The organism is Pseudoalteromonas luteoviolacea (assembly GCF_021654285.1).
Classification (GTDB): domain Bacteria; phylum Pseudomonadota; class Gammaproteobacteria; order Enterobacterales; family Alteromonadaceae; genus Pseudoalteromonas; species Pseudoalteromonas luteoviolacea_J.
Genome location: NZ_JAKFZS010000042.1, coordinates 1 through 21,502, shown reverse-complemented (window position 1 = coordinate 21,502; position 21,502 = coordinate 1). Strand labels below are relative to the sequence as shown.

Here is a 21,502-nt window from a genome sequence, read left to right as displayed (position 1 = left end):
TCTCCCAATAACAGGCATAAATCCACTTACTTCAACTTACTGATATCAAGCGCTTGCCAGTGTGGGAAGTGCTTACGTACCAATGCGTTGAATTCAAGCTCAAAAGCACTGAACTCAGTGGTTGTTGCAGACTCTTCAGCAAGTAAAGCTTCAATCATACCTGCACCAATTGTCAGATTGCTGATACGGTCAATCAGGATGAATGAGCCTGTTTCGTGGTTGCTGCGGTAGATATCTGCCACAATGCTTTCGGTTAGCTCAAGCGTAACAATGGCAATTTCATTCAACTGCAGTTGCTCAGCTTGGCCTTGTTCAAGCGTGTTCACATCAATGGTGTGATCAATCTTGCGTACGATGGCTGAGGTATTTTTGCTACCCAACTTGAAGTTGTAGTTTTTACCCAAGACAAGCGGCTCTTCATGCATCCACACGAGTTTTGCTTGGATCAGGTTAGTCACTGAGGCTGTTGAATCGACTGGGACAATTACGTCACCACGACTAACGTCAATTTCGTCTGCCAATGTAATTGTAAATGCTTGACCAGTCTGCGCTTGCTCTAGGTTACCTTCAAAAGTGACAAGCTCTTTGATAGTTGAAGACTTACCAGATGGTAGGACTTTAACAGCCTGACCTGCACTTAATGAACCTGATGTTAGCGTGCCTTGGAAGCCTCGAAAATCTAAGTTTGGACGTACCACATACTGTACTGGGAAGCGCGCTTCAAAAGCATGGTTTGCTTCAGCTGCTGGAGAGTCTTCCAGTAGCTCAAGTAGCGGCTTATCAGTGTAGTAAGGTGTCTTTTCAGAGCGTGTTACTACGTTGTCGCCTTTAAGGGCTGACATTGGGATAAACTTGATATCTGAAACATTCAGTTGCTCAGCAAACTGCAAGTAATCTGCTTTGATCTTCTCAAAAACCGCTTCGTCAAAATCAACGATGTCCATTTTGTTGATAGCGACAACAAACTGCTTGATGCCTAAAGAGTCACAAATAAAGCTATGACGTTTAGTTTGTACCTGCACACCGTAACGAGCATCAACCAAGATAATCGCTAGGTCACTCGTTGAAGCACCGGTAACCATGTTGCGGGTGTACTGCTCATGTCCAGGGGTGTCAGCAATGATGAACTTACGCTTTGCCGTTGAGAAGTAACGGTATGCAACGTCAATGGTGATACCTTGCTCACGCTCAGCTTGTAGACCATCTACAAGTAGTGCTAAATCTAGCTCTTCACCGGCGTTACCGACTTTTTCGTTATCTTTGTGAAGTGCAGCAAGCTGATCTTCATAAATTTGGTGGCTGTCATGTAGCAAGCGCCCGATAAGTGTCGACTTACCGTCATCAACGCTACCACAAGTCATCATGCGTAATAAGCTCTTGTCTTGTTGGCGAGACAGATAGGCCTCAATGCCCAGTTCTCTTACTTCATTTGCTGTAGACATTTAGAAATACCCCTCGCGTTTTTTCTTCTCCATAGAGCCCGCAGAATCGTGGTCAATGACACGACCTTCACGCTCCGATGATGTGGATAGCAGCATTTCTTCGATGATGCCGGTTAATGTATTGGCTTCAGATTCAACTGCACCTGTCAGTGGGTAGCAGCCTAGTGTACGGAAACGCACAGACTTCATTTCTGGCACTTCACCTTCTTCTAGTGGCATACGCTCGTCATCAACCATGATCAATGTACCGTTACGCTCAACCACAGGGCGCTTATCTGATAAGTACAGCGGGACAATTTCGATGTTTTCTTGATAGATATATTGCCAAATATCAAGCTCAGTCCAGTTAGATAACGGGAAAACACGGATACTTTCGCCCGGGTTTACTTGGCTGTTATAGGTATTCCAAAGTTCTGGTCGCTGATTTTTAGGATCCCAGCGGTGGTGCTTATCACGGAATGAGTAGACACGCTCTTTCGCACGTGATTTCTCTTCGTCACGACGTGCACCACCAAATGCTGCGTCAAAGCCATACTTATCAAGTGCTTGTTTTAAGCCTTGGGTTTTCATCACGTCAGTGTGCTTGGCTGAGCCGTGTGTAAACGGGCCGACGCCCATGGCAATACCTTCAGGGTTCTTATGAACAATCAGGTCAAAGTTATATTCTTTTGCCAAGCGGTCGCGAAACTCAATCATTTCACGGAATTTCCAGTCTGTGTCTACGTGTAGTAGTGGGAATGGAATCTTCGCTGGGTAAAATGCTTTACGAGCCAAATGCAGTAACACTGAAGAGTCTTTACCAATAGAGTAAAGCATCACTGGGTTATCAAACTCTGCAGCGACTTCGCGAATAATCTTTATACTTTCAGCTTCAAGTTGCTGAAGGTGGGTTAAAGCCATTGTTCGTCGTCCTACTGTTAATTAAATTAATTCTATTAAGCTACTTGGGTAATAGGTTGTGCAAAGCTACTGACTTGCTCCGTTTGCCCAAACCATGCTAATTCTTCGTGTAGTGCAGCCACCTCACCAATGATCAACAGTGCGGGTGATTGAATATTATGCTGCTCTATTTTTGCTGCCAATTCACCGAGTGTGCCGCGAACGACACGCTGTGACTGACGTGTGCCATTTTCAACAATGGCAATGGGTGTTTCAGGTGCTCTACCGTGTTCTAGTAGCTTGGCCTGAATATGCGGTGATTTAATCACGCCCATGTAAACAGCCAAGGTTTGGTTTGATTGCGCAAGACCACGCCAATCCAACTCTTGACCATCTTTTTTACAGTGCCCAGTGACAAACTGAATAGCTTGTGCATGGTCTCTGTGTGTCAATGGAATACCTGAATATGCACTACAACCTGCCGCTGCGGTGATACCAGGGACAATTTGATATTTAACACCGTGTTTAGCCAGTACTTGAACTTCTTCGCCGCCGCGGCCATAAATGAATGGGTCACCGCCTTTGATACGACATACCTTTTTACCTTGCTTGGCGAAGTTCACCAGCATTTGGTTAGTATCTTCTTGTTTTACGCTATGATGGCCTGCTTTTTTACCGACACAGACTAAATCCGCATCGCGTCTCACTAGATCCATAATTTCATCAGACACTAGGTAGTCATAAACGACAACATCAGCTTGCTGCATAAGTTGCAGGGCTTTAATGGTCAGTAACTCTGGGTCGCCTGGACCTGCACCAACCACATACACCTCGCCTTCTGGCGCGTTAGGTTGTGTCAGCATGTCGTTAAGTTGTTGCTGTGCACCTTGCTCATCGCCCACTTGGACTTTACTGACGACACTTGAGTCAAACACACGTTCCCAAAATTGACGGCGGTCTGAAAAAGTATTGAAGCGCGCTTTAACTTGATCTCTAAAATCCCCAGCGAGCTTTGCCAATTTACCTGTATGGTGTGGGATCAAGGTTTCTAGTTTTTCTCTGATCCTGCGCGCTAATACAGGTGCTGTACCGGCACTTGAAATTGCGATGGTGATAGGGTCCCTATCAACGATAGACGGGAAGATAAAACCACATTTAGGTTGGTCGTCTACCACATTAACGAAAATGTTCTGCGCATTGGCAGCATCAAAAACCGCTTTATTAACCACTTCATTGTCGGTCGCGGCAATGATCAGCATCATGCCCAATATGTGGTGTGTATCAAAATATTCATTAACGAGTGTTAGATGGCCCTGATCAGCCAGCTCGACAAGTTCAGTACAAAAGTCAGGGGCGACAACAGTTACATTGGCGCGTGCTTTTAAAAATGCTTGGCATTTTCGTAACGCGACGTCACCGCCACCGACGACCAATACTGGTTTATCGTCTAACTTAGTAAATATCGGTAAGTATTGCACAAACATTCGCCCCTAAATGCATAACCTTGATTTAAGCCAACTCAAATGACTTAGTAGGAGAGCAGAATATAACGCCCTTAAAAGACGAAAAAATAATATTAACCCAAAATATATAACTAAAAGTTATATGCAGCCTTTAATTTTGGTTTAAGGCTTATATTTCAAGGCTTAGAGCCTAAAATGTATCGATATTAGCAACTTATAGCGATTGGTTATGAGATATAATTGAACGAGCAGAGTCGTCCAAACTATATTTTCAAGGATCAAAGCATGCTTTTGCGGACAAATGTCCTGTAGAGGCGGCGTGTAATTGATTTTACTGGGAGCATACGAATAAGACTGTTTGATAGCTATTAAACCATGGGGTGGTTTGAAGTTTTAAGGAGACGTAATGAGTACACAGCAGCAAGCTACGGCGAGCGATGCGATACGCGTGCTTGAGCTAATGGATTTAACTTCGCTTAATGAAGATGATACACCGCAAAGTATCATTGCGATGCTGGACAGTATTGATGCAAATATTGCATTGCCCGCCGCGGTATGTGTATATCCGCAATTTGTTGCGCTATGTAAAGCAGAGTTGGCATCGCGGGGCTGGCAAAGTATCAAGGTGGCGACGGTCACGAATTTCCCTTGTGGGGAGCAACCACTTACTCAAGTGCTCGCGCAAACAAAACAAGCGATTGACGACGGTGCTGATGAAATAGATTTGGTGATGCCTTATAACCAAGTAATAGCAGGTGATCCGGATACACCGTGGCAATATGTGCACTCAAGTAAAAAAGTCTGTGGTACTCCTGTAAAGCTGAAAGTGATTATCGAAACAGGTGTATTAGAACAACCAGAATTAATCGCACAAGCCAGTGATATCGCGATTTTAGCTGGGGCCGACTTTATTAAAACCAGTACAGGTAAAGTGCCGGTAAATGCGACTTTAGCAGCTGCGCAAGTGATGATTGAACGCATTAAAGTCAATGGTAGAGCGGTTGGCTTTAAAGCGGCTGGCGGGGTTAAGACTGTTTCGCAAGGGCTCCCTTACCTTGATGTGGCAGCGAATCTCATGGGCCATGATTGGGCTCAGCCATCCATGTTTAGATTTGGAGCATCTAGCTTGCTGGTAGATGTAAAAAAAGTGGTTAAGCAGGATTAAGTGCATCTATAAAGCGATGCATTGTATACATCGCTTTATTTTTTGTTCTCGTTACCTATTCACTTCAGTTTGTCATACAAAATAGGCGAGTTTGATCTGACTAACACTTGATATTTAATCCAATCCCACCAATATCCCTTATATTGCTACAGATAATCGTGCTTGTAGCGATGACTTTTGTGTTAAATGTGATGGCTTGCAGCTGTGTTTAATAACTGATGGAAAAACAAAAGTTGTGAAAATCGTACGATGTATAACTTTTACACTTGTTTTCAGTTTGTTCGTCAGTATAATGGGCATCCACTTTGCAGGGGCGTAGTTCCAATTGGTAGAACAGCGGTCTCCAAAACCGATGGTTGCGGGTTCGAGTCCTGCCGCCCCTGCCACTCAATACTTTTTAGTCCAAATTTAAAATAATGTGTGTTGCACTCGTCGCTTATTTGTAAATTTGGATTTAATGGATTAACCCTGTCTAAGACAGGGTTGTTGTGTCTGTATTTAAGGTAAAACAATTATGAGCACTAATGTTGAAAACCCGTCTAGCTCGATGGACACGGTAAAATGGCTAGTTGCAGTTGTACTACTCACTGGCGCAGTAGTTGGTAACTATATGTACGCGGACATGTCTGCGTTAGTACGCGCAGTTGGTGTTGTAGTTGCTGTGGGTGCCGCTTTAGGTATCGCTGCGACGACTGAAAAAGGTCGTACTTTTATTGCTTTTGCAAAAGAGTCTCGTATTGAGGTTCGTAAAGTTGTATGGCCTACGCGTCAAGAAGCAACGCATACTACAATTATCGTGATGGCAGCAACTGTAGTAATGGCACTTATCCTTTGGGGATTAGATGGCTTGCTATTCCGTGCTGTTGGCTTTTTAACTGGATTGGAGATCTGATCCCATGTCGGATGAGAACAAAGAAAAGAAATTACGTTGGTACGTAATTCAGGCGTTTTCTGGTTTTGAAAAGCGCGTTGCTCAAACTATTATTGAGCACATTAAAATTGAAGGCTTAGAAGAAGACTTCGGTGAAGTACTAGTACCTACAGAAGAAGTTGTAGAGATGCGTGCTGGTCAAAAGCGCAAGTCTGAGCGTAAATTCTTCCCAGGTTACGTCCTTGTTCAGATGGTGATGAACGACGCGACTTGGCACTTGGTGAATAGCACACCACGTGTAATGGGCTTTGTTGGCGGTACATCTGATCGTCCTGCACCAATTAGTCAGCGTGAAGCTGATCGTATTCTTAACCGTCTTCAAGAGAACGCTGAAGCACCTAAGCCAGCGACGTTGTTTGAGCCGGGTGAAGTGGTTCGTGTTATTGATGGTCCATTTGCAGACTTCAACGGTGTTGTTGAAGAAGTGGATTATGAAAAGAGCCGCTTAAAAGTGTCTGTACTTATCTTCGGTCGTTCAACGCCGGTTGACCTTGAGTTCGGTCAGGTAGAGCAAGATACTTAATTTGCAGTATTTTGTACTATTGCAAAAAATAATTGAAAAAGGCCGCTGATTAAACTATAATCAGCGGCCTTTTTGTAGGTAGACTACGTCTGCCACGAAAAGAAAGAATTTTTTAATCGGGAAGCCGTTTGAGTACGCGTCCTCGCGCGCACAAGGCTAAGACCCATTTAACGAGGTTATTAACATGGCTAAAAAAGTTGAAGCTTTAATCAAGCTACAAGTTGCTGCTGGTATGGCTAACCCTAGTCCTCCAGTAGGTCCTGCACTAGGTCAACACGGTGTAAACATCATGGAATTCTGTAAAGCGTTCAACGCACGTACAGAGTCTATCGAAAAAGGTGCACCAGTTCCTGTAATCATTTCTGTTTACAACGACCGTTCATTCACTTTTGATATGAAAACTCCACCTGCATCTTACCTTCTTAAGAAGGCTGCAGGTATCAAGTCTGGTTCTGGCCGTCCAAACACTGAGAAAGTTGGTACTGTAACACGTGCACAACTAGAAGAGATTGTTGAGACTAAACGTCCTGACCTTACTGCTGCTGATATGGACGCAGCTGTACGCACGATTGCAGGTTCTGCACGTGCAATGGGCTTGAATGTAGAAGGGTAATTGAGAATGGCTAAATTAACTAAGCGTATGCGCGTAATCCGCGAGAAAGTTGACGTAACTAAAGAGTACGAAATCAACGAAGCTGTTGCTCTTCTTAAAGAACTAGCTACTGCTAAATTCACTGAAAGTGTTGACGTTGCTGTAAACCTTGGCATCGACGCTCGTAAATCAGACCAAAACGTACGTGGTGCAACTGTACTACCACACGGTACTGGTCGTGAAGTACGCGTTGCTGTATTCACTCAAGGTGCTAACGCAGACGCTGCTAAAGAAGCTGGTGCTGATTTAGTAGGTATGGAAGACCTTGCTGAGCAGGTTAAGAAAGGCGAAATGAACTTTGACGTTGTTGTTGCTTCTCCAGATGCAATGCGCGTTGTTGGTCAACTAGGTCAAATCCTAGGTCCACGTGGTCTTATGCCTAACCCTAAAACTGGTACTGTAACACCTAACGTTGCAGAAGCAGTTAAAAACGCTAAAGCTGGTCAGGTTCGTTACCGTAACGACAAGAACGGTATCATCCACACTACAATCGGTAAGGTTGACTTTGACGCGAACCAGCTTCAAGAAAACCTTGAAGCACTTATCGTTGCTCTTAAGAAGGCTAAGCCTTCTCAAGCGAAAGGTACTTACTTGAAGAAAGTAAGCATCTCAACGACTATGGGCGCGGGTGTTGCTGTAGACCAAGCTACTCTAAACACGCAACTAGCGTAATTTAGATTTTAGCGTTTACATGGCGTAAAAATTAGACTATAATTTTGCGCCATTTCGTTGAGAAGTCACTTCCAACGAAGCAAAGAATTCGGGTTGAAGCGCATAATTTCGAACTGTTGTTTATCAAATTTGGTCTACAATAAAATCGATAAATTGCGTTTCCGTCCAAGACCGTAGGTGTAACCTAGTTACTTAATCTTCCTACGTAGACGGTGTGAATCCCAGCTAGATTTTTCCTAATCTTCTGGTTCTCGCCGTAAAAAGCAGCTCAGAGTCATTTGACTGTGAGTAAAGTAGAACTGGGGACTTGTTCCCATATTAACCAGGAGTAACACCCATGGCTTTAAATCTTCAAGACAAAAAAGCAATTGTTGCTGAAGTCAACGAAGCTGCCAAAGGTGCTCTATCTGCAGTAGTTGCAGATTCTCGTGGTGTAACAGTAGATGCTATCACTGCGCTTCGTAAAGAAGCTCGTGAAGCAGGCGTATGGATGAAAGTTGTCCGTAACACGCTTGCAAAACGCGCTGTTGAAGGTACTGATTATGAGTGCCTTAACGAATCGCTAGTAGGCCCAAGCCTAATCGCTTTCTCTTCAGAGCACCCAGGTGCTGCTGCTCGTATCTTTGCTGATTTCGCAAAGAAAAACGAGTTGTTCGAACTGAAAGCGGCTGCATTTGAAGGCAATGTTGTTGACGTAGATATGCTTGCTAAGCTACCTACTTACGACGAAGCTGTTGCACGCTTAATGAGCGCTATGAAAGAAGCGTCAGCTGGTAAATTGGTTAAAACAATTGAAGCTGTACGTGTTCAGAAAGCTGAAGAAGCTGCTTAATCGCACCTTTTACTCTTTCACCAATAAATTTTTTGAACCTCATGGGTTCGTGATTAATTAGGAAACTTAAAATGTCTGTAACTAAAGACCAAATCCTTGACGCGATTGCTGAAATGTCAGTAATGGAAGTTGTTGAACTAGTTGAAGCAATGGAAGAAAAATTCGGCGTAACTGCAGCTGCTGCTGTTGTTGCTGCTGGTCCAGCTGAAGCTGCTGAAGAGAAGACTGAGTTCGACGTAATCCTAGCTGGCGCTGGCGGTAACAAAGTTGCTGCTATCAAAGCTGTACGTGGTGCAACTGGTCTTGGCCTTAAAGAAGCAAAAGCTCTTGTTGAGTCTGCTCCTGCGCCAATCAAAGAAGCTGTTTCTAAAGAAGAAGCTGAAGCACTTAAGAAAGATCTTGAAGAAGCTGGTGCTGAAGTTGAGATCAAGTAATCTAGCATACGCTAGGTTCGCTGCCTGAGAAATCAGGCAAGGGCTGGTGATTTTTTAATCACCGGCCCTTTTGCGCTCTAGAGCGAAAGTATTACTATTGCGCAATAAAAACCTAAATTCTTCAAGTTTTTCAATAATTTAAACCTTTTGGGAAACTGTTGGGTTTAGGTAGACAATTTAGATGTTGTTATCATGGCTTAGATGCCAATGAATGCTGTTCTGCATGAACAGGTTGGGTCAAAGATCAGCAAGCTGAGGAACCCCATGGCTTACTCTTATTCTGAAAAGAAACGTATCCGTAAGGATTTTGGTAAACGTCCACAAGTTTTGGATATACCTTTCCTTTTGCAAACGCAGTTGGAATCGTTTAAAAAATTCATTACGCCGGACGCGGATGGCGATACTGGATTGGAAGCTGCATTCCGTTCTGTATTCCCTATCAAAAGCTACTCGGGCAATTCTGAACTTCAATACGTGAGTTACCGTATCGGAGAACCAGTATTCGATGTAAAAGAATGTCAAATTCGCGGCGTGACTTATTCTGCTCCACTTCGCGTTAAATTACGTCTTGTGTTAATGGACAAAGAAGCTCCAGGCACAGTCAAAGACATTAAAGAGCAAGAAGTTTACATGGGCGAGATCCCGCTCATGACAGACACAGGTACTTTCGTTATTAACGGTACCGAGCGTGTTATCGTTTCTCAGCTACACCGTTCACCTGGTGTATTCTTTGATAACGACCGCGGTAAATCACACTCATCGGGTAAAGTGCTTTATAACGCACGTGTTATCCCTTACCGTGGTTCATGGTTAGACTTTGAATTTGATGTTAAAGATAACCTTTTCGTTCGTATTGACCGTCGTCGTAAGCTACCGGCTTCAATCATTTTACGTGCACTAGAGTACACAACAGAGCAAATTCTTGATCTGTTCTTCGAAACGACAAGCTTCGAAGTAGTAAACGGTAAAGTGATGATGGAACTAGTACCATCTCGCCTACGTGGTGAAACTGCTGCATTTGATATTAAAGATGCAGACGGTGAGGTATTGGTTGAACAGAGCCGTCGTATCACAGCTCGTCACATCAAAAACATCGAGAAAAAAGGCATCACGCAACTTGAAGTACCACATGAGTACATCATTGGTCGTGTAGTTGCTAAAAACTACATCGATGAGTCAACAGGTGAGATCATTGCTGAAGCGAACGCTGAATTATCGCTAGAGCTAATGGCTGAGCTTGTGAAAGCGGGTCACACTAAGATCGATACGCTTTACATCAATGAAGTAGACAGCGGTGCGTACATGTCAGAGACTGTTCGTATTGATTCTTCTTCAAACCGCCTAGAAGCATTGGTAGAAATTTACCGCATGATGCGCCCAGGCGAGCCACCAACGAAAGATGCTGCTGAAGCATTATTCGATAACCTATTCTTCTCTGAAGAGCGTTATGATCTATCAACGGTAGGTCGTATGAAGTTCAATAGCCGTGTTGGTTATGACTCAGATACAGGCCCAGGTACACTGTGCAAAGAAGACATCGTTTCTGTTATGAAAGTCCTTATCGATATTCGTAACGGTAAAGGTGAAGTGGATGATATCGACCACTTAGGTAACCGTCGTATTCGTTCTGTTGGTGAAATGGCTGAAAACCAATTCCGTGTTGGTCTAGTACGTGTTGAGCGTGCTGTACGTGAGCGTCTAAGTCTAGGTGATCTAGATAACGTGATGCCACAAGATTTGATCAACGCTAAGCCGATTTCTGCAGCTGTTAAAGAATTCTTTGGTTCTTCTCAGTTGTCACAGTTCATGGACCAAAACAACCCGCTTTCAGAAGTAACGCACAAGCGTCGTATTTCTGCATTAGGTCCGGGTGGTTTGACACGTGAACGTGCAGGCTTCGAAGTTCGAGACGTACACGTAACGCACTACGGTCGTGTTTGTCCAATCGAAACGCCTGAAGGTCCAAACATCGGTCTAATCAACTCATTGTCAACGTATGCTCGTACAAACGACTATGGTTTCCTAGAGACTCCATACCGTAAAGTTGTTGACGGCATCGTTACTGACGAAGTTGATTACCTATCTGCAATTGAAGAAGGTCAGTTCGTAATCGCACAGGCGAATACAAACTTGACTGAAGAAAATCAGTTCGCAGAAGAGCTAATTCCATGTCGACACAAAGGTGAATCAACCTTTATGCCGAGCGACAGCATCCAGTATATGGATGTATCTCCACAGCAGGTTATCTCTGTGGCTGCGGCACTTATCCCATTCCTTGAACACGATGATGCAAACCGTGCATTGATGGGATCGAACATGCAACGTCAAGCAGTACCAACATTACGCGCTGATAAGCCGTTAGTAGGTACAGGTATCGAGCGTACACTTGCAAAAGATTCAGGTGTAACAATCGTTGCTAAGCGTGGCGGTGTAGTTAAGTACGCTGATGCGAGCCGTATCGTTGTTAACGTTAATGAAGATGAGCGCGTTCCAGGTGAAGCGGGTATCGACATTTACAACTTAACTAAGTACACGCGCTCGAACCAAAACACATGTATCAACCAAAAACCAACTTGTATGGTTGGTGAGCCAGTAGTACGTGGTGACGTACTTGCTGATGGTCCTTCAACGGACTTAGGTGACTTGGCACTTGGTCAGAACTTACGTGTTGCGTTCATGCCTTGGAATGGTTACAACTTCGAGGATTCAATTCTACTTTCTGAGCGAGTTGTACAAGAAGATCGTCTAACTACGATCCACATCCAAGAGCTACAGTGTATCGCTCGTGATACGAAGCTTGGTCCAGAAGAGATCACAGCGGATATTCCTAACGTAGGTGAGTCTGCACTTGGCAAACTAGATGAGTCTGGTGTTGTTTACATCGGTGCTGAAGTGAAAGGCGGCGATATCCTAGTAGGTAAAGTAACACCGAAAGGCGAAACACAGCTTACACCTGAAGAAAAGCTTCTACGTGCAATTTTCGGTGAAAAAGCGTCTGACGTTAAAGACAGTTCTTTACGTGTACCTAACTCTGTATCTGGTACTGTTATCGACGTTCAAGTATTCACACGTGATGGTGTTGAAAAAGACAAGCGTGCACTAGAAGTTGAAGAAATGCAGCTTCGTGAAGCGAAGAAAGACTTCAACGAAGAGTTCAAGATCCTTGAAGGCGGTATTTTAAACCGTGCGCGTAAGCTACTTGTTGAATCTGGTCAAAATGAAGATGCAATTGCACTTCTAGGTGCTGAAAAGCTACTGACTCAGAGCCTTGCTGATGAAGCGCAACAAGCAGAACTTGAGCAACTTGCTGCACAGTACGATGAGCTTAAAGCTGAATACGACAAGAAGTTTGAGAACAAGCGTCGCAAGATCACACAAGGTGATGACTTAGCGCCGGGCGTACTTAAGATTGTTAAAGTTTACCTAGCTGTTAAACGTCGTATCCAACCAGGTGATAAGATGGCTGGTCGTCACGGTAACAAAGGTGTTATCTCGACAATCGTACCAGTAGAAGATATGCCTTACGATGAAAGAGGTCGTACGGTAGACATCGTTCTTAACCCACTAGGTGTACCATCTCGTATGAACATCGGTCAGATCCTTGAAACGCATATGGGTCTGGCAGCACGTGGTATCGGTGAGCGCATCGAAGACATGATGAAAGAGCAAGCGGAGCTTCATGAGCTACGTGATTTCATCAAGAAAGCGTATGAGCTTGGTGACTGCCGTCAAGAAGTAGACATTGCTAGCTTCTCTGATGACGAAGTTCGTCGTCTAGCTAACAACCTTAAAGGTGGTCTACCAATCGCGACGCCAGCATTCGATGGTGCTAAAGAAAGCGAAATCAAAGAGCTACTAGAGCTGGGTGGTTACCCATCAAGTGGTCAGGTTACGCTTTATGATGGTCGTACTGGTGATGCGTTTGAGCGTCAAGTAACTGTTGGTTACATGTACATGCTGAAACTAAACCACTTAGTAGACGACAAGATGCACGCGCGTTCAACGGGTTCTTACAGCTTAGTTACTCAGCAGCCGCTGGGTGGTAAAGCACAGTTCGGTGGACAGCGTTTCGGTGAGATGGAGGTATGGGCATTAGAAGCATACGGTGCTGCCTATACACTACAGGAAATGTTGACAGTTAAGTCGGATGACGTAAACGGTCGTACTAAGATGTATAAGAACATCGTAGACGGTAACCACAAGATGGAACCGGGTATGCCTGAGTCATTCAACGTATTGTTGAAAGAAATCCGCTCGCTAGGTATCAACATCGAGTTGGAAGAAAGTTAATCCGACCGGCAGCTCTAGTGAGCTGCCAATCCGGACTGTAACTGTAAAGAATGAAGGGGTGAGCAATGCTTGCCCTCAAGATTAACTCCGACAGGAGAGCTAAGGTGAAAGACTTACTTAAGTTTCTGAAGCAACAAAATAAGACCGAAGAATTCGATGCAATTCGCATTGGTCTTTCTTCGCCAGACATGGTTCGCTCATGGTCATACGGTGAAGTAAAGAAACCTGAGACAATCAACTACCGTACTTTCAAGCCTGAGCGTGACGGCTTATTCTGTGCCCGTATCTTCGGCCCAGTAAAAGATTACGAATGTTTGTGTGGTAAATACAAGCGATTAAAACACCGTGGTGTTATCTGTGAGAAGTGTGGCGTTGAAGTTACACTGACTAAAGTGCGTCGTGACCGTATGGGTCACATTGAGCTTGCAAGCCCTGTTGCGCACATTTGGTTCCTTAAATCACTACCGTCTCGTATCGGCTTAATGCTTGATATGACACTTCGTGACATCGAACGCGTACTTTACTTCGAATCTTTCGTAGTAACAGAGCCTGGTATGACAACGCTTGAGCGTGGTCAGCTATTAGGTGAAGAAGAGTACCTAGATGCACTTGAAGAGCACGGTGATGAGTTCGAAGCTAAGATGGGTGCAGAAGCTGTACTTGATCTACTTCGCGAACTAGACCTTGGTCAGCTAATCGCAGAAATGCGTGAAGAGTTACCTACAATTAACTCTGAGACTAAGCGTAAGAAAATTACTAAGCGTCTTAAGCTTATGGAATCATTCCACCAATCAGGTAACAACCCTGAGTGGATGATCATGAGCGTGCTACCAGTACTTCCACCAGATCTACGTCCACTAGTACCACTAGATGGCGGTCGTTTTGCGACTTCAGATCTGAACGACTTATACCGTCGTGTTATCAACCGTAACAACCGTCTGAAGCGTCTATTAGACTTAGCTGCACCAGACATTATCGTACGTAACGAAAAGCGTATGTTACAAGAAGCGGTAGATGCATTACTTGATAACGGTCGTCGTGGTCGTGCGATCACGGGTTCTAACAAGCGTCCACTTAAGTCGCTTGCAGACATGATCAAAGGTAAGCAAGGTCGTTTCCGTCAAAACCTTCTTGGTAAGCGTGTTGACTACTCAGGCCGTTCTGTAATCACAGTTGGTCCAACGCTTAAACTTCACCAGTGTGGTCTTCCGAAGAAGATGGCACTAGAGCTATTTAAGCCATTCATCTACGGTAAGCTAGAGCGCCGTGGTATGGCGACTACCATTAAAGCTGCGAAGAAGATGGTAGAGCGTGAAGTACCAGAGGTTTGGGACGTACTTGATGAAGTGATCCGTGAACACCCAGTTCTATTGAACCGTGCTCCTACACTTCACAGACTTGGTATCCAAGCATTTGAACCGGTACTAATCGAAGGTAAAGCAATCCACCTACACCCATTGGTGTGTGCGGCGTATAACGCTGACTTCGATGGTGACCAAATGGCGGTACACGTACCGTTGACATTAGAAGCACAGCTTGAAGCACGTGCACTAATGATGTCTACAAACAACATCCTTTCACCTGCAAGTGGTGAGCCTATCATCGTTCCTTCACAGGACGTTGTACTAGGCCTTTACTACATGACGCGTGATCGCATCAATGCGAAAGGCGAAGGTATTGCGTTTAAAGACCCGAAAGAAGCTGAAAAAGCATACCGTACAGGTAGCGCAGAGCTTCACGCACGCGTTAAAGTTCGTCTAACAGAGACTATCGTTGACGAAGAGACTGGCGAGCGTTCGGAAAAAACTCACGTTGTTGATACAACAGTAGGTCGTGCGATCCTTTCATTGATCATGCCAAAAGGTCTACCGTTTGAGCTTATCAACAGAGCACTTGGTAAGAAGCAGATCTCTGGTCTTCTTAATGAGTGTTACCGTCGCCTAGGTCTGAAAGACACTGTTGTGTTTGCCGACCAAGTGATGTACACAGGTTTCCACTACGCGATGAAGTCAGGTGTATCTATCGGTATTAACGATATGGTTATTCCACCTACTAAGACTGAAATCATCGAGCGCGCTGAAGCTGAAGTTGCTGAAATCAACCAACAGTTCCAGTCTGGTCTTGTAACTGCTGGTGAGAAATACAACAAAGTTATCGATATCTGGTCACGTGTTAACGAAAATCTTTCACGTGAAATGATGGCGAACTTATCGAAAGACACTGTAGTGAATGCGCAGGGTGAAGAAGAGCAACAAGATTCTTTCAACTCAGTATTCATGATGGCCGACTCGGGCGCACGTGGTAGTGCAGCTCAGATACGTCAGCTAGCGGGTATGCGTGGTCTAATGGCACGTCCAGATGGTTCAATCATCGAGACGCCAATCACAGCTAACTTCCGTGAAGGTCTAAACGTACTTCAGTACTTCATCTCGACGCACGGTGCACGTAAAGGTCTTGCCGATACTGCACTTAAGACAGCGAACTCGGGTTACCTAACTCGTCGTCTAGTAGACGTTGCACAAGATTTGGTTATCAACGAATCAGATTGTGGTACGTTAGAAGGTCTAGTAATGAAGCCGCTAATCGAAGGTGGTGACGTTGTAGAACCACTTCGCGAGCGTGTTCTAGGTCGTGTTGTTGCTGAAGACGTATGTAAGCCAGGTACTGACATCGTACTTGTTGAGCGTAACGTAATGCTTGACGAAAAACTGTGTGACCTTTTAGAAGAGCACTCAGTAGATGAAGTTAAAGTACGCTCTGTAATCACTTGTGAAAATGACTTTGGTGTTTGTGCATTCTGTTACGGTCGTGACCTTGCACGTGGCCACATCATCAACCCAGGTGAGGCAGTCGGTGTAATCGCTGCTCAGTCAATCGGTGAGCCAGGTACACAGCTTACGATGCGTACGTTCCACATCGGTGGTGCGGCATCAAGAGCATCTGCGGAAAACAGCGTACAAGTTAAAAACAACGGTAGCATGAAGTTACACAATGCAAAATATGTATTGAATACTGATGGCAAGATCGTTGTAACTTCACGTTCGACTGAAATCACGGTTATCGATGAGCAAGGTCGTGAGAAAGAGCGTTATAAAGTGCCTTATGGTGCGGTTCTTTCTATACAAGATGGTGCTGAAGTTAAAGGTAATGATATTGTTGCTACGTGGGACCCGCATAGTCACCCAATCGTTATCGAGCATCAGTCAAAAGTATCGTTCAGCGATATTGATGACTCAAACACAGAAGCACAGACTGATGAGCTTACTGGTCTAACGCGTGTTGTTGTTAAAGACTTAGCTAAGGTGAATGCGAAAGAGCCTAAGTTAATCATTGAAAACGAAGAGCGTGGCTTACAAGAAATTCGTCTACCTTCATTCACCACGATTGAAATCACAGACGGCGCAACTGTTCAGCCGGGTGACGTATTAGCACGTATCCCGCAAGAAGGTTCGAAGACTCGTGATATCACCGGTGGTCTACCTCGAGTTGCTGACTTATTCGAAGCACGTAAGCCAAAAGATCCTGCAATCCTTGCAGAGATCACAGGTACTGTGAGCTTCGGTAAAGAGACGAAAGGTAAGAAGCGTCTAGTGATCACACCTGAGCAAGGTGATGCTTACGAAGAGATGATCCCGAAATGGCGTCAGCTTAACGTGTTCGAAGGTGAACAGGTTGCTAAAGGTGAAGTTATTGCCGATGGTCCTGAGTCTCCACATGACATCCTACGTCTACGTGGCGTGACTGATGTATCAAACTACATCACGAATGAAGTTCAGGAAGTATATCGTCTACAGGGTGTAAAGATTAACGATAAGCACATTGAGACGATCGTTCGTCAGATGCTGCGTAAGTGTATCATCATCGACGGTGGTGACACTGAGTTCCTAGCAGGCGAGCAAGCTGAAGTTGCACGCGTTAACATTGCTAACCGTGAACTTGAGAAGCAAGGTAAGATCCCAGCGAAGTTTGAAATTCAGCTGATGGGTATTACTAAAGCGTCACTAGCGACTGAGTCATTCATCTCAGCAGCATCGTTCCAGGAAACAACACGTGTTCTAACTGAAGCAGCTGTCAACGGTAAGAGCGACGAGCTACGTGGTCTGAAAGAAAACGTAATCGTTGGTCGTTTGATCCCAGCAGGTACAGGTTTTGCGTATCACCAAGAGCGTATCAACCGTCGTAAAGAAAGCGAGCTACCAGCTGAAGAGCAAACAGTAAGTGCAGAAGAAGCGTCACAAGCGCTAACAGACGCACTTAATGCTGACCTACTAGGTGGCAATAAGTAAGCTCTAAAGACGATATAGTCGATATAGTCGATATAGTCGATATAGTCGATATGTAAAAGGCCGCCCAATAGGGCGGCCTTTTTGATCTTGCGCACAAATAAACTTGAAGCAAAGAATATAGGTGTCATCTTGATGTCTCATAAAACTGTCAATATCTAGCGTTTTGCCCTGTTTCTGATTGAGGGATAGCTAACGAGATAATGGTCTGACACGGTTGAATCGTGGTTGTGCTATTTCATGTTATCGGTTTTTTGAGATTAGACATATTGTCAGTGAGTGGGCGTAAAAAACCACAAAATCGACGAAAAGTAGTGCTGTAAAATGGATTTTTATTGACAGGTTAATCTTTGCTCATTAAAATTCGGCCACCCATTTATTCGTTCCATTAAAATGGAAGGAAAATTTGGGTCGATTTTATTTTTTCAGTAGTAATTTTAACTAATCAGGAGCTATTTAATGGCAACTATTAACCAGCTAGTACGTAAGCCACGTCGCAGCAAGGTTACAAAGAGCAACTCTGCTGCTCTTAAAGCTTGTCCTCAAAAGCGTGGTGTATGTACTCGTGTATATACAACTACACCAAAGAAACCAAACTCTGCATTACGTAAAGTAGCGCGTGTTCGTCTTACGAACGGTTTCGAAGTAACTTCTTACATTGGCGGTGAAGGCCACAACCTTCAAGAGCACAGTGTAATCCTTATCCGTGGTGGTCGTGTTAAAGACTTACCAGGTGTGCGTTTCCACACTGTACGTGGTGCGCTTGACTGTGCGGGTGTTAACGATCGTAAACAAGGTCGTTCTAAGTACGGTGCAAAACGTCCTAAGGGCTAATGGTTCTCCGTTAGTAAGGCCAAGCACTTAAGTTTTAATATTGAATAATTTGTTTTGGGTATTCGTTGAAAAAAACGAACCTGAAGATATCGGAGAGATAAAATGCCTAGAAGACGCGTAATAGGTCAACGTAAAATTCTTCCAGATCCGAAGTTCGGATCAGAACTTCTTGCTAAATTCGTTAACGTAGTAATGTTAGACGGCAAGAAATCTACTGCTGAAAAAATCGTATACGGTGCGCTAGACGTGGCTGCTGAAAAATCAGGCAAGTCGCACCTAGAAATCTTTGAAGCTGCACTTGAAAATGTACGCCCTGCGGTTGAGGTTAAGTCTCGTCGTGTTGGTGGTTCTACATACCAAGTACCAGTTGAAGTACGTCCAGTTCGTCGCAACGCATTAGGTATGCGTTGGTTAGTAGACTCTGCACGTAAGCGTGGCGAGAAATCAATGGGTCTTCGTCTTGCACAAGAGATCCTTGACGCTGCGGAAAACAAAGGCACTGCGGTTAAGAAACGTGAAGACGTTCACCGTATGGCTGAAGCGAACAAAGCATTCGCTCACTACCGTTGGTAATCTGCCCAAGACCTTTAAGAGGATATTATGGCACGTACTACTCCAATTGAGCGCTACCGTAACATCGGTATCTGTGCTCACGTAGATGCAGGTAAAACCACCACGACAGAACGTGTACTTTATTACACGGGCTTATCTCACAAAATTGGTGAGGTGCATGATGGTGCTGCAACTATGGACTGGATGGAGCAGGAGCAGGAGCGTGGTATTACCATTACTTCTGCTGCGACAACGTGTTTCTGGAAAGGTATGGATGCTCAGTTCCCTGAGCATCGCATCAATATCATTGATACTCCAGGACACGTAGACTTTACTATCGAAGTAGAACGCTCTTTGCGTGTACTTGATGGTGCAGTTGTTGTTCTTTGTGCTTCATCAGGCGTACAACCACAAACAGAAACTGTTTGGCGTCAAGCCAATAAATACGAAGTTCCTCGTATGATCTTCGTTAACAAGATGGACCGTACTGGTGCAGACTTCTTGGCAGTTGTGGATCAGGTGAAAGACCGTCTTGGTGCGACACCTGTGCCTATTCAGTTACCAATTGGTGCTGAAGATGAATTTAAAGGTGTTATTGATCTCATCAAAATGAAAGCCATTAACTGGAACGAAAGTGACCAGGGCATGACTTTCACTTATGAAGAGATCCCGGCAGAACTTCAGGATTTAGCTGAAGAGTGGCACTCTCACTTAGTTGAAAGTGCAGCTGAAGCGACTGAAGAACTAATGGACAAATATTTAGAAGAAGGTGAGTTGAGCGAAGAAGAGATTAAATCTGCGATTCGTCAACTAACATTGAGCAACGAAATTGTGCCAATGTCATGTGGTAGTGCATTCAAAAACAAAGGTGTTCAAGCTGTGCTTGATGCTGTGATTGAATTCATGCCTTCACCAACAGAGGTTAAAGAGATCCAGGGTATCCTTGAGGACGACTCTGAAGCCACTCGTCCAGCAAGTGACGACGCGCCGTTTGCGGCGTTGGCGTTCAAGATTGCGACAGACCCGTTTGTTGGTACATTGACTTTCTTCCGAGTTTATTCTGGTACAGTTGGTCAAGGTGACTCTGTCTATAACCCTGTTAAGGGTAAGAAAGAGCGTTTTGGTCGTATTGTTCAGATGCACTCAAATTCGCGCGAAGAAATAAAAGAAGTTCGCGCCGGTGATATTGCTGCTGCGATTGGACTTAAAGACGTTACCACTGGTGACACGCTTTGTTCTCAAGATTCAGTGATCACACTAGAGCGTATGGAATTTCCAGAGCCAGTGATCTCAGTAGCGGTAGAGCCGAAAACAGTCGCTGATCAGGAAAAAATGGGCATTGCGCTAGGTAAACTAGCAGCAGAAGACCCGTCTTTCCGTGTTGAAACTGACGAAGAGTCAGGTCAAACGATCATCTCTGGTATGGGTGAACTTCACCTAGATATCATTGTTGACCGTATGAAACGTGAATTCAACGTTGTATGTAACGTTGGTAAGCCGCAAGTGGCATACAGAGAAACCATCCGTGGTTCTGTAGAAGCTGAAGGTAAGTTCGTACGTCAATCTGGTGGTCGTGGTCAATATGGTCACGTATGGCTGAAATTGGAACCAATGGACTTTTCTGATGAAGACGCACCAACTTACGAATTCGTTAATGAAATCGTAGGCGGTACGGTTCCTAAGGAATATATCCCAGCGGTTGATAAAGGTATTCAAGAGCAAATGAAACAAGGTGTGCTTGCGGGCTATCCTCTGTTAGGTGTGAAAGCGACGTTATTTGACGGTTCTTTCCACGACGTTGACTCAAATGAAATGGCCTTTAAGATCGCCGGTTCAATTGGCTTCAGAAATGGTGCTTTAGAAGCGCAACCAGTGCTTTTAGAACCTGTTATGAAAGTTGAAGTCACTACCCCTGAAGAAAACATGGGTGACGTAGTAGGCGACTTAAATCGTCGTCGCGGCATGATCGAAGGCATGGAAGATGCTTTTGGTGGTCTTAAGCTTGTCAATGCACAAGTACCACTGTCTGAAATGTTCGGTTATGCAACTGATTTACGTTCTGCAACGCAAGGTCGTGCTTCGTACTCAATGGAATTTTCCAAGTACGCAGAAGCGGCGAAAAACGTTGCCGACGCAATAATTGCAGCTCGCGCTGTTAAGTAATTTTAGTTCGGTCCGGTCTTAGGGCTGGACTTTAATTTCTTTATAGGAAATTTTAAAATGGCAAAAGAAAAGTTTGAACGCGTAAAACCGCACGTTAACGTTGGTACAATCGGCCACGTTGACCACGGTAAAACAACTCTAACAGCAGCTATCACTAACGTACTTGCAAAAGTATACGGTGGTGAAGCACGTGACTTCGCTCAAATCGATAACGCTCCAGAAGAGCGTGAGCGTGGTATCACAATCGCAACTTCACACGTAGAGTACGATACTCCAACTCGTCACTACGCACACGTTGACTGTCCTGGACACGCTGACTATGTTAAAAACATGATCACTGGTGCTGCTCAGATGGACGGCGCGATCCTAGTAGTTGCTGCAACTGAT

General features: G+C 44.6%; 16 protein-coding genes and 1 tRNA gene. 14 read left to right on the top strand and 3 right to left on the bottom strand.

The features are described from left to right. Positions 1-26 precede the first annotated feature (26 nt). Genes cysN through cysG form a run of 3 tightly spaced genes read right to left on the bottom strand, consistent with a single transcriptional unit; the run spans position 27 to position 3,799 of the window. On the bottom strand, positions 27-1,442 hold the full coding sequence (cysN, locus tag L1077_RS25000; RefSeq protein ID WP_237139506.1) for a sulfate adenylyltransferase subunit CysN: 1,416 nt from the start codon (positions 1,440-1,442) through the stop codon (positions 27-29). Continuing rightward, positions 1,443-2,342 (bottom strand): sulfate adenylyltransferase subunit CysD, encoded by a 900-nt coding sequence (gene cysD / locus L1077_RS24995; protein ID WP_039611464.1) that lies wholly within the window; start codon positions 2,340-2,342, stop codon positions 1,443-1,445. It lies immediately after the preceding gene. A 35-nt stretch (positions 2,343-2,377) separates the two neighbouring features. Continuing rightward, on the bottom strand, positions 2,378-3,799 hold the full coding sequence (cysG, locus tag L1077_RS24990; protein ID WP_237139522.1) for a siroheme synthase CysG: 1,422 nt from the start codon (positions 3,797-3,799) through the stop codon (positions 2,378-2,380). A 391-nt stretch (positions 3,800-4,190) separates the two neighbouring features. Between cysG and deoC the strand changes: the two genes are divergently transcribed. The 14 genes from deoC to L1077_RS24920 form a co-directional block, all read left to right on the top strand. Then, positions 4,191-4,949 carry a deoxyribose-phosphate aldolase gene (deoC, locus tag L1077_RS24985; RefSeq protein WP_237139505.1) on the top strand — a complete coding sequence of 253 codons (759 nt, stop codon included), beginning with the start codon at positions 4,191-4,193 and terminating at the stop codon, positions 4,947-4,949. 309 nt (positions 4,950-5,258) lie between these two features. Then, positions 5,259-5,335 (top strand) — tRNA-Trp (locus L1077_RS24980). Positions 5,336-5,463: 128 nt separating this feature from the next. After that, entirely contained in the window at positions 5,464-5,841 is a 378-nt protein-coding gene (gene secE / locus L1077_RS24975) for a preprotein translocase subunit SecE (protein ID WP_023400589.1), read from the top strand. A gap of 4 nt (positions 5,842-5,845) precedes the next feature. Then, the gene (gene nusG / locus L1077_RS24970; protein ID WP_023400588.1) at positions 5,846-6,403 is read left to right on the top strand and encodes a transcription termination/antitermination protein NusG; all 558 of its coding nucleotides are present in this window, start codon (positions 5,846-5,848) and stop codon (positions 6,401-6,403) included. Between the two features lie 184 nt (positions 6,404-6,587). Continuing rightward, complete coding sequence (rplK, locus tag L1077_RS24965; RefSeq protein WP_010387320.1) at positions 6,588-7,016, top strand: 50S ribosomal protein L11; 429 nt, start codon at positions 6,588-6,590, stop codon at positions 7,014-7,016. A 6-nt stretch (positions 7,017-7,022) separates the two neighbouring features. Beyond that, complete coding sequence (rplA, locus tag L1077_RS24960; RefSeq protein ID WP_023400587.1) at positions 7,023-7,727, top strand: 50S ribosomal protein L1; 705 nt, start codon at positions 7,023-7,025, stop codon at positions 7,725-7,727. A gap of 337 nt (positions 7,728-8,064) precedes the next feature. Next, entirely contained in the window at positions 8,065-8,559 is a 495-nt protein-coding gene (rplJ, locus tag L1077_RS24955) for a 50S ribosomal protein L10 (RefSeq protein ID WP_023400586.1), read from the top strand. Positions 8,560-8,630: 71 nt separating this feature from the next. Beyond that, the gene (gene rplL / locus L1077_RS24950) at positions 8,631-8,993 is read left to right on the top strand and encodes a 50S ribosomal protein L7/L12 (RefSeq protein WP_023400585.1); all 363 of its coding nucleotides are present in this window, start codon (positions 8,631-8,633) and stop codon (positions 8,991-8,993) included. Positions 8,994-9,257: 264 nt separating this feature from the next. Further along, positions 9,258-13,283 carry a DNA-directed RNA polymerase subunit beta gene (rpoB, locus tag L1077_RS24945; protein WP_046354623.1) on the top strand — a complete coding sequence of 1,342 codons (4,026 nt, stop codon included), beginning with the start codon at positions 9,258-9,260 and terminating at the stop codon, positions 13,281-13,283. A 104-nt stretch (positions 13,284-13,387) separates the two neighbouring features. Continuing rightward, positions 13,388-17,569, top strand: a complete 4,182-nt coding sequence (rpoC, locus tag L1077_RS24940; RefSeq protein ID WP_046354624.1) for a DNA-directed RNA polymerase subunit beta' — start codon at positions 13,388-13,390, stop codon at positions 17,567-17,569. A gap of 456 nt (positions 17,570-18,025) precedes the next feature. Then, complete coding sequence (gene rpsL / locus L1077_RS24935) at positions 18,026-18,400, top strand: 30S ribosomal protein S12 (RefSeq protein WP_010387308.1); 375 nt, start codon at positions 18,026-18,028, stop codon at positions 18,398-18,400. Positions 18,401-18,502: 102 nt separating this feature from the next. Then, a complete protein-coding gene (rpsG, locus tag L1077_RS24930) occupies positions 18,503-18,973 on the top strand; it encodes a 30S ribosomal protein S7 (protein ID WP_063361551.1) in 471 nt (156 codons plus the stop codon). Positions 18,974-19,000: 27 nt separating this feature from the next. Continuing rightward, positions 19,001-21,115 carry an elongation factor G gene (fusA, locus tag L1077_RS24925; protein WP_046354626.1) on the top strand — a complete coding sequence of 705 codons (2,115 nt, stop codon included), beginning with the start codon at positions 19,001-19,003 and terminating at the stop codon, positions 21,113-21,115. 57 nt (positions 21,116-21,172) lie between these two features. Then, the coding region (locus L1077_RS24920) for a GTP-binding protein (RefSeq protein ID WP_237138629.1) at positions 21,173-21,502 on the top strand (330 nt) is incomplete at its 3' end.

Excerpts from the sequence above, each read along its gene's own strand:
- cysN (WP_237139506.1), bottom strand. The coding sequence starts at position 1,442 with ATGTCTACAGCAAATGAAGTAAGAGAACTGGGCATTGAGGCCTATCTG.
- cysD (WP_039611464.1), bottom strand. The coding sequence starts at position 2,342 with ATGGCTTTAACCCACCTTCAGCAACTTGAAGCTGAAAGTATAAAGATT.
- deoC (WP_237139505.1), top strand. The coding sequence starts at position 4,191 with ATGAGTACACAGCAGCAAGCTACGGCGAGCGATGCGATACGCGTGCTT.
- secE (WP_023400589.1), top strand. The coding sequence starts at position 5,464 with ATGAGCACTAATGTTGAAAACCCGTCTAGCTCGATGGACACGGTAAAA.
- nusG (WP_023400588.1), top strand. The coding sequence starts at position 5,846 with ATGTCGGATGAGAACAAAGAAAAGAAATTACGTTGGTACGTAATTCAG.
- rplK (WP_010387320.1), top strand. The coding sequence starts at position 6,588 with ATGGCTAAAAAAGTTGAAGCTTTAATCAAGCTACAAGTTGCTGCTGGT.
- rplA (WP_023400587.1), top strand. The coding sequence starts at position 7,023 with ATGGCTAAATTAACTAAGCGTATGCGCGTAATCCGCGAGAAAGTTGAC.
- rplJ (WP_023400586.1), top strand. The coding sequence starts at position 8,065 with ATGGCTTTAAATCTTCAAGACAAAAAAGCAATTGTTGCTGAAGTCAAC.
- rplL (WP_023400585.1), top strand. The coding sequence starts at position 8,631 with ATGTCTGTAACTAAAGACCAAATCCTTGACGCGATTGCTGAAATGTCA.
- rpoB (WP_046354623.1), top strand. The coding sequence starts at position 9,258 with ATGGCTTACTCTTATTCTGAAAAGAAACGTATCCGTAAGGATTTTGGT.
- rpsL (WP_010387308.1), top strand. The coding sequence starts at position 18,026 with ATGGCAACTATTAACCAGCTAGTACGTAAGCCACGTCGCAGCAAGGTT.
- rpsG (WP_063361551.1), top strand. The coding sequence starts at position 18,503 with ATGCCTAGAAGACGCGTAATAGGTCAACGTAAAATTCTTCCAGATCCG.
- fusA (WP_046354626.1), top strand. The coding sequence starts at position 19,001 with ATGGCACGTACTACTCCAATTGAGCGCTACCGTAACATCGGTATCTGT.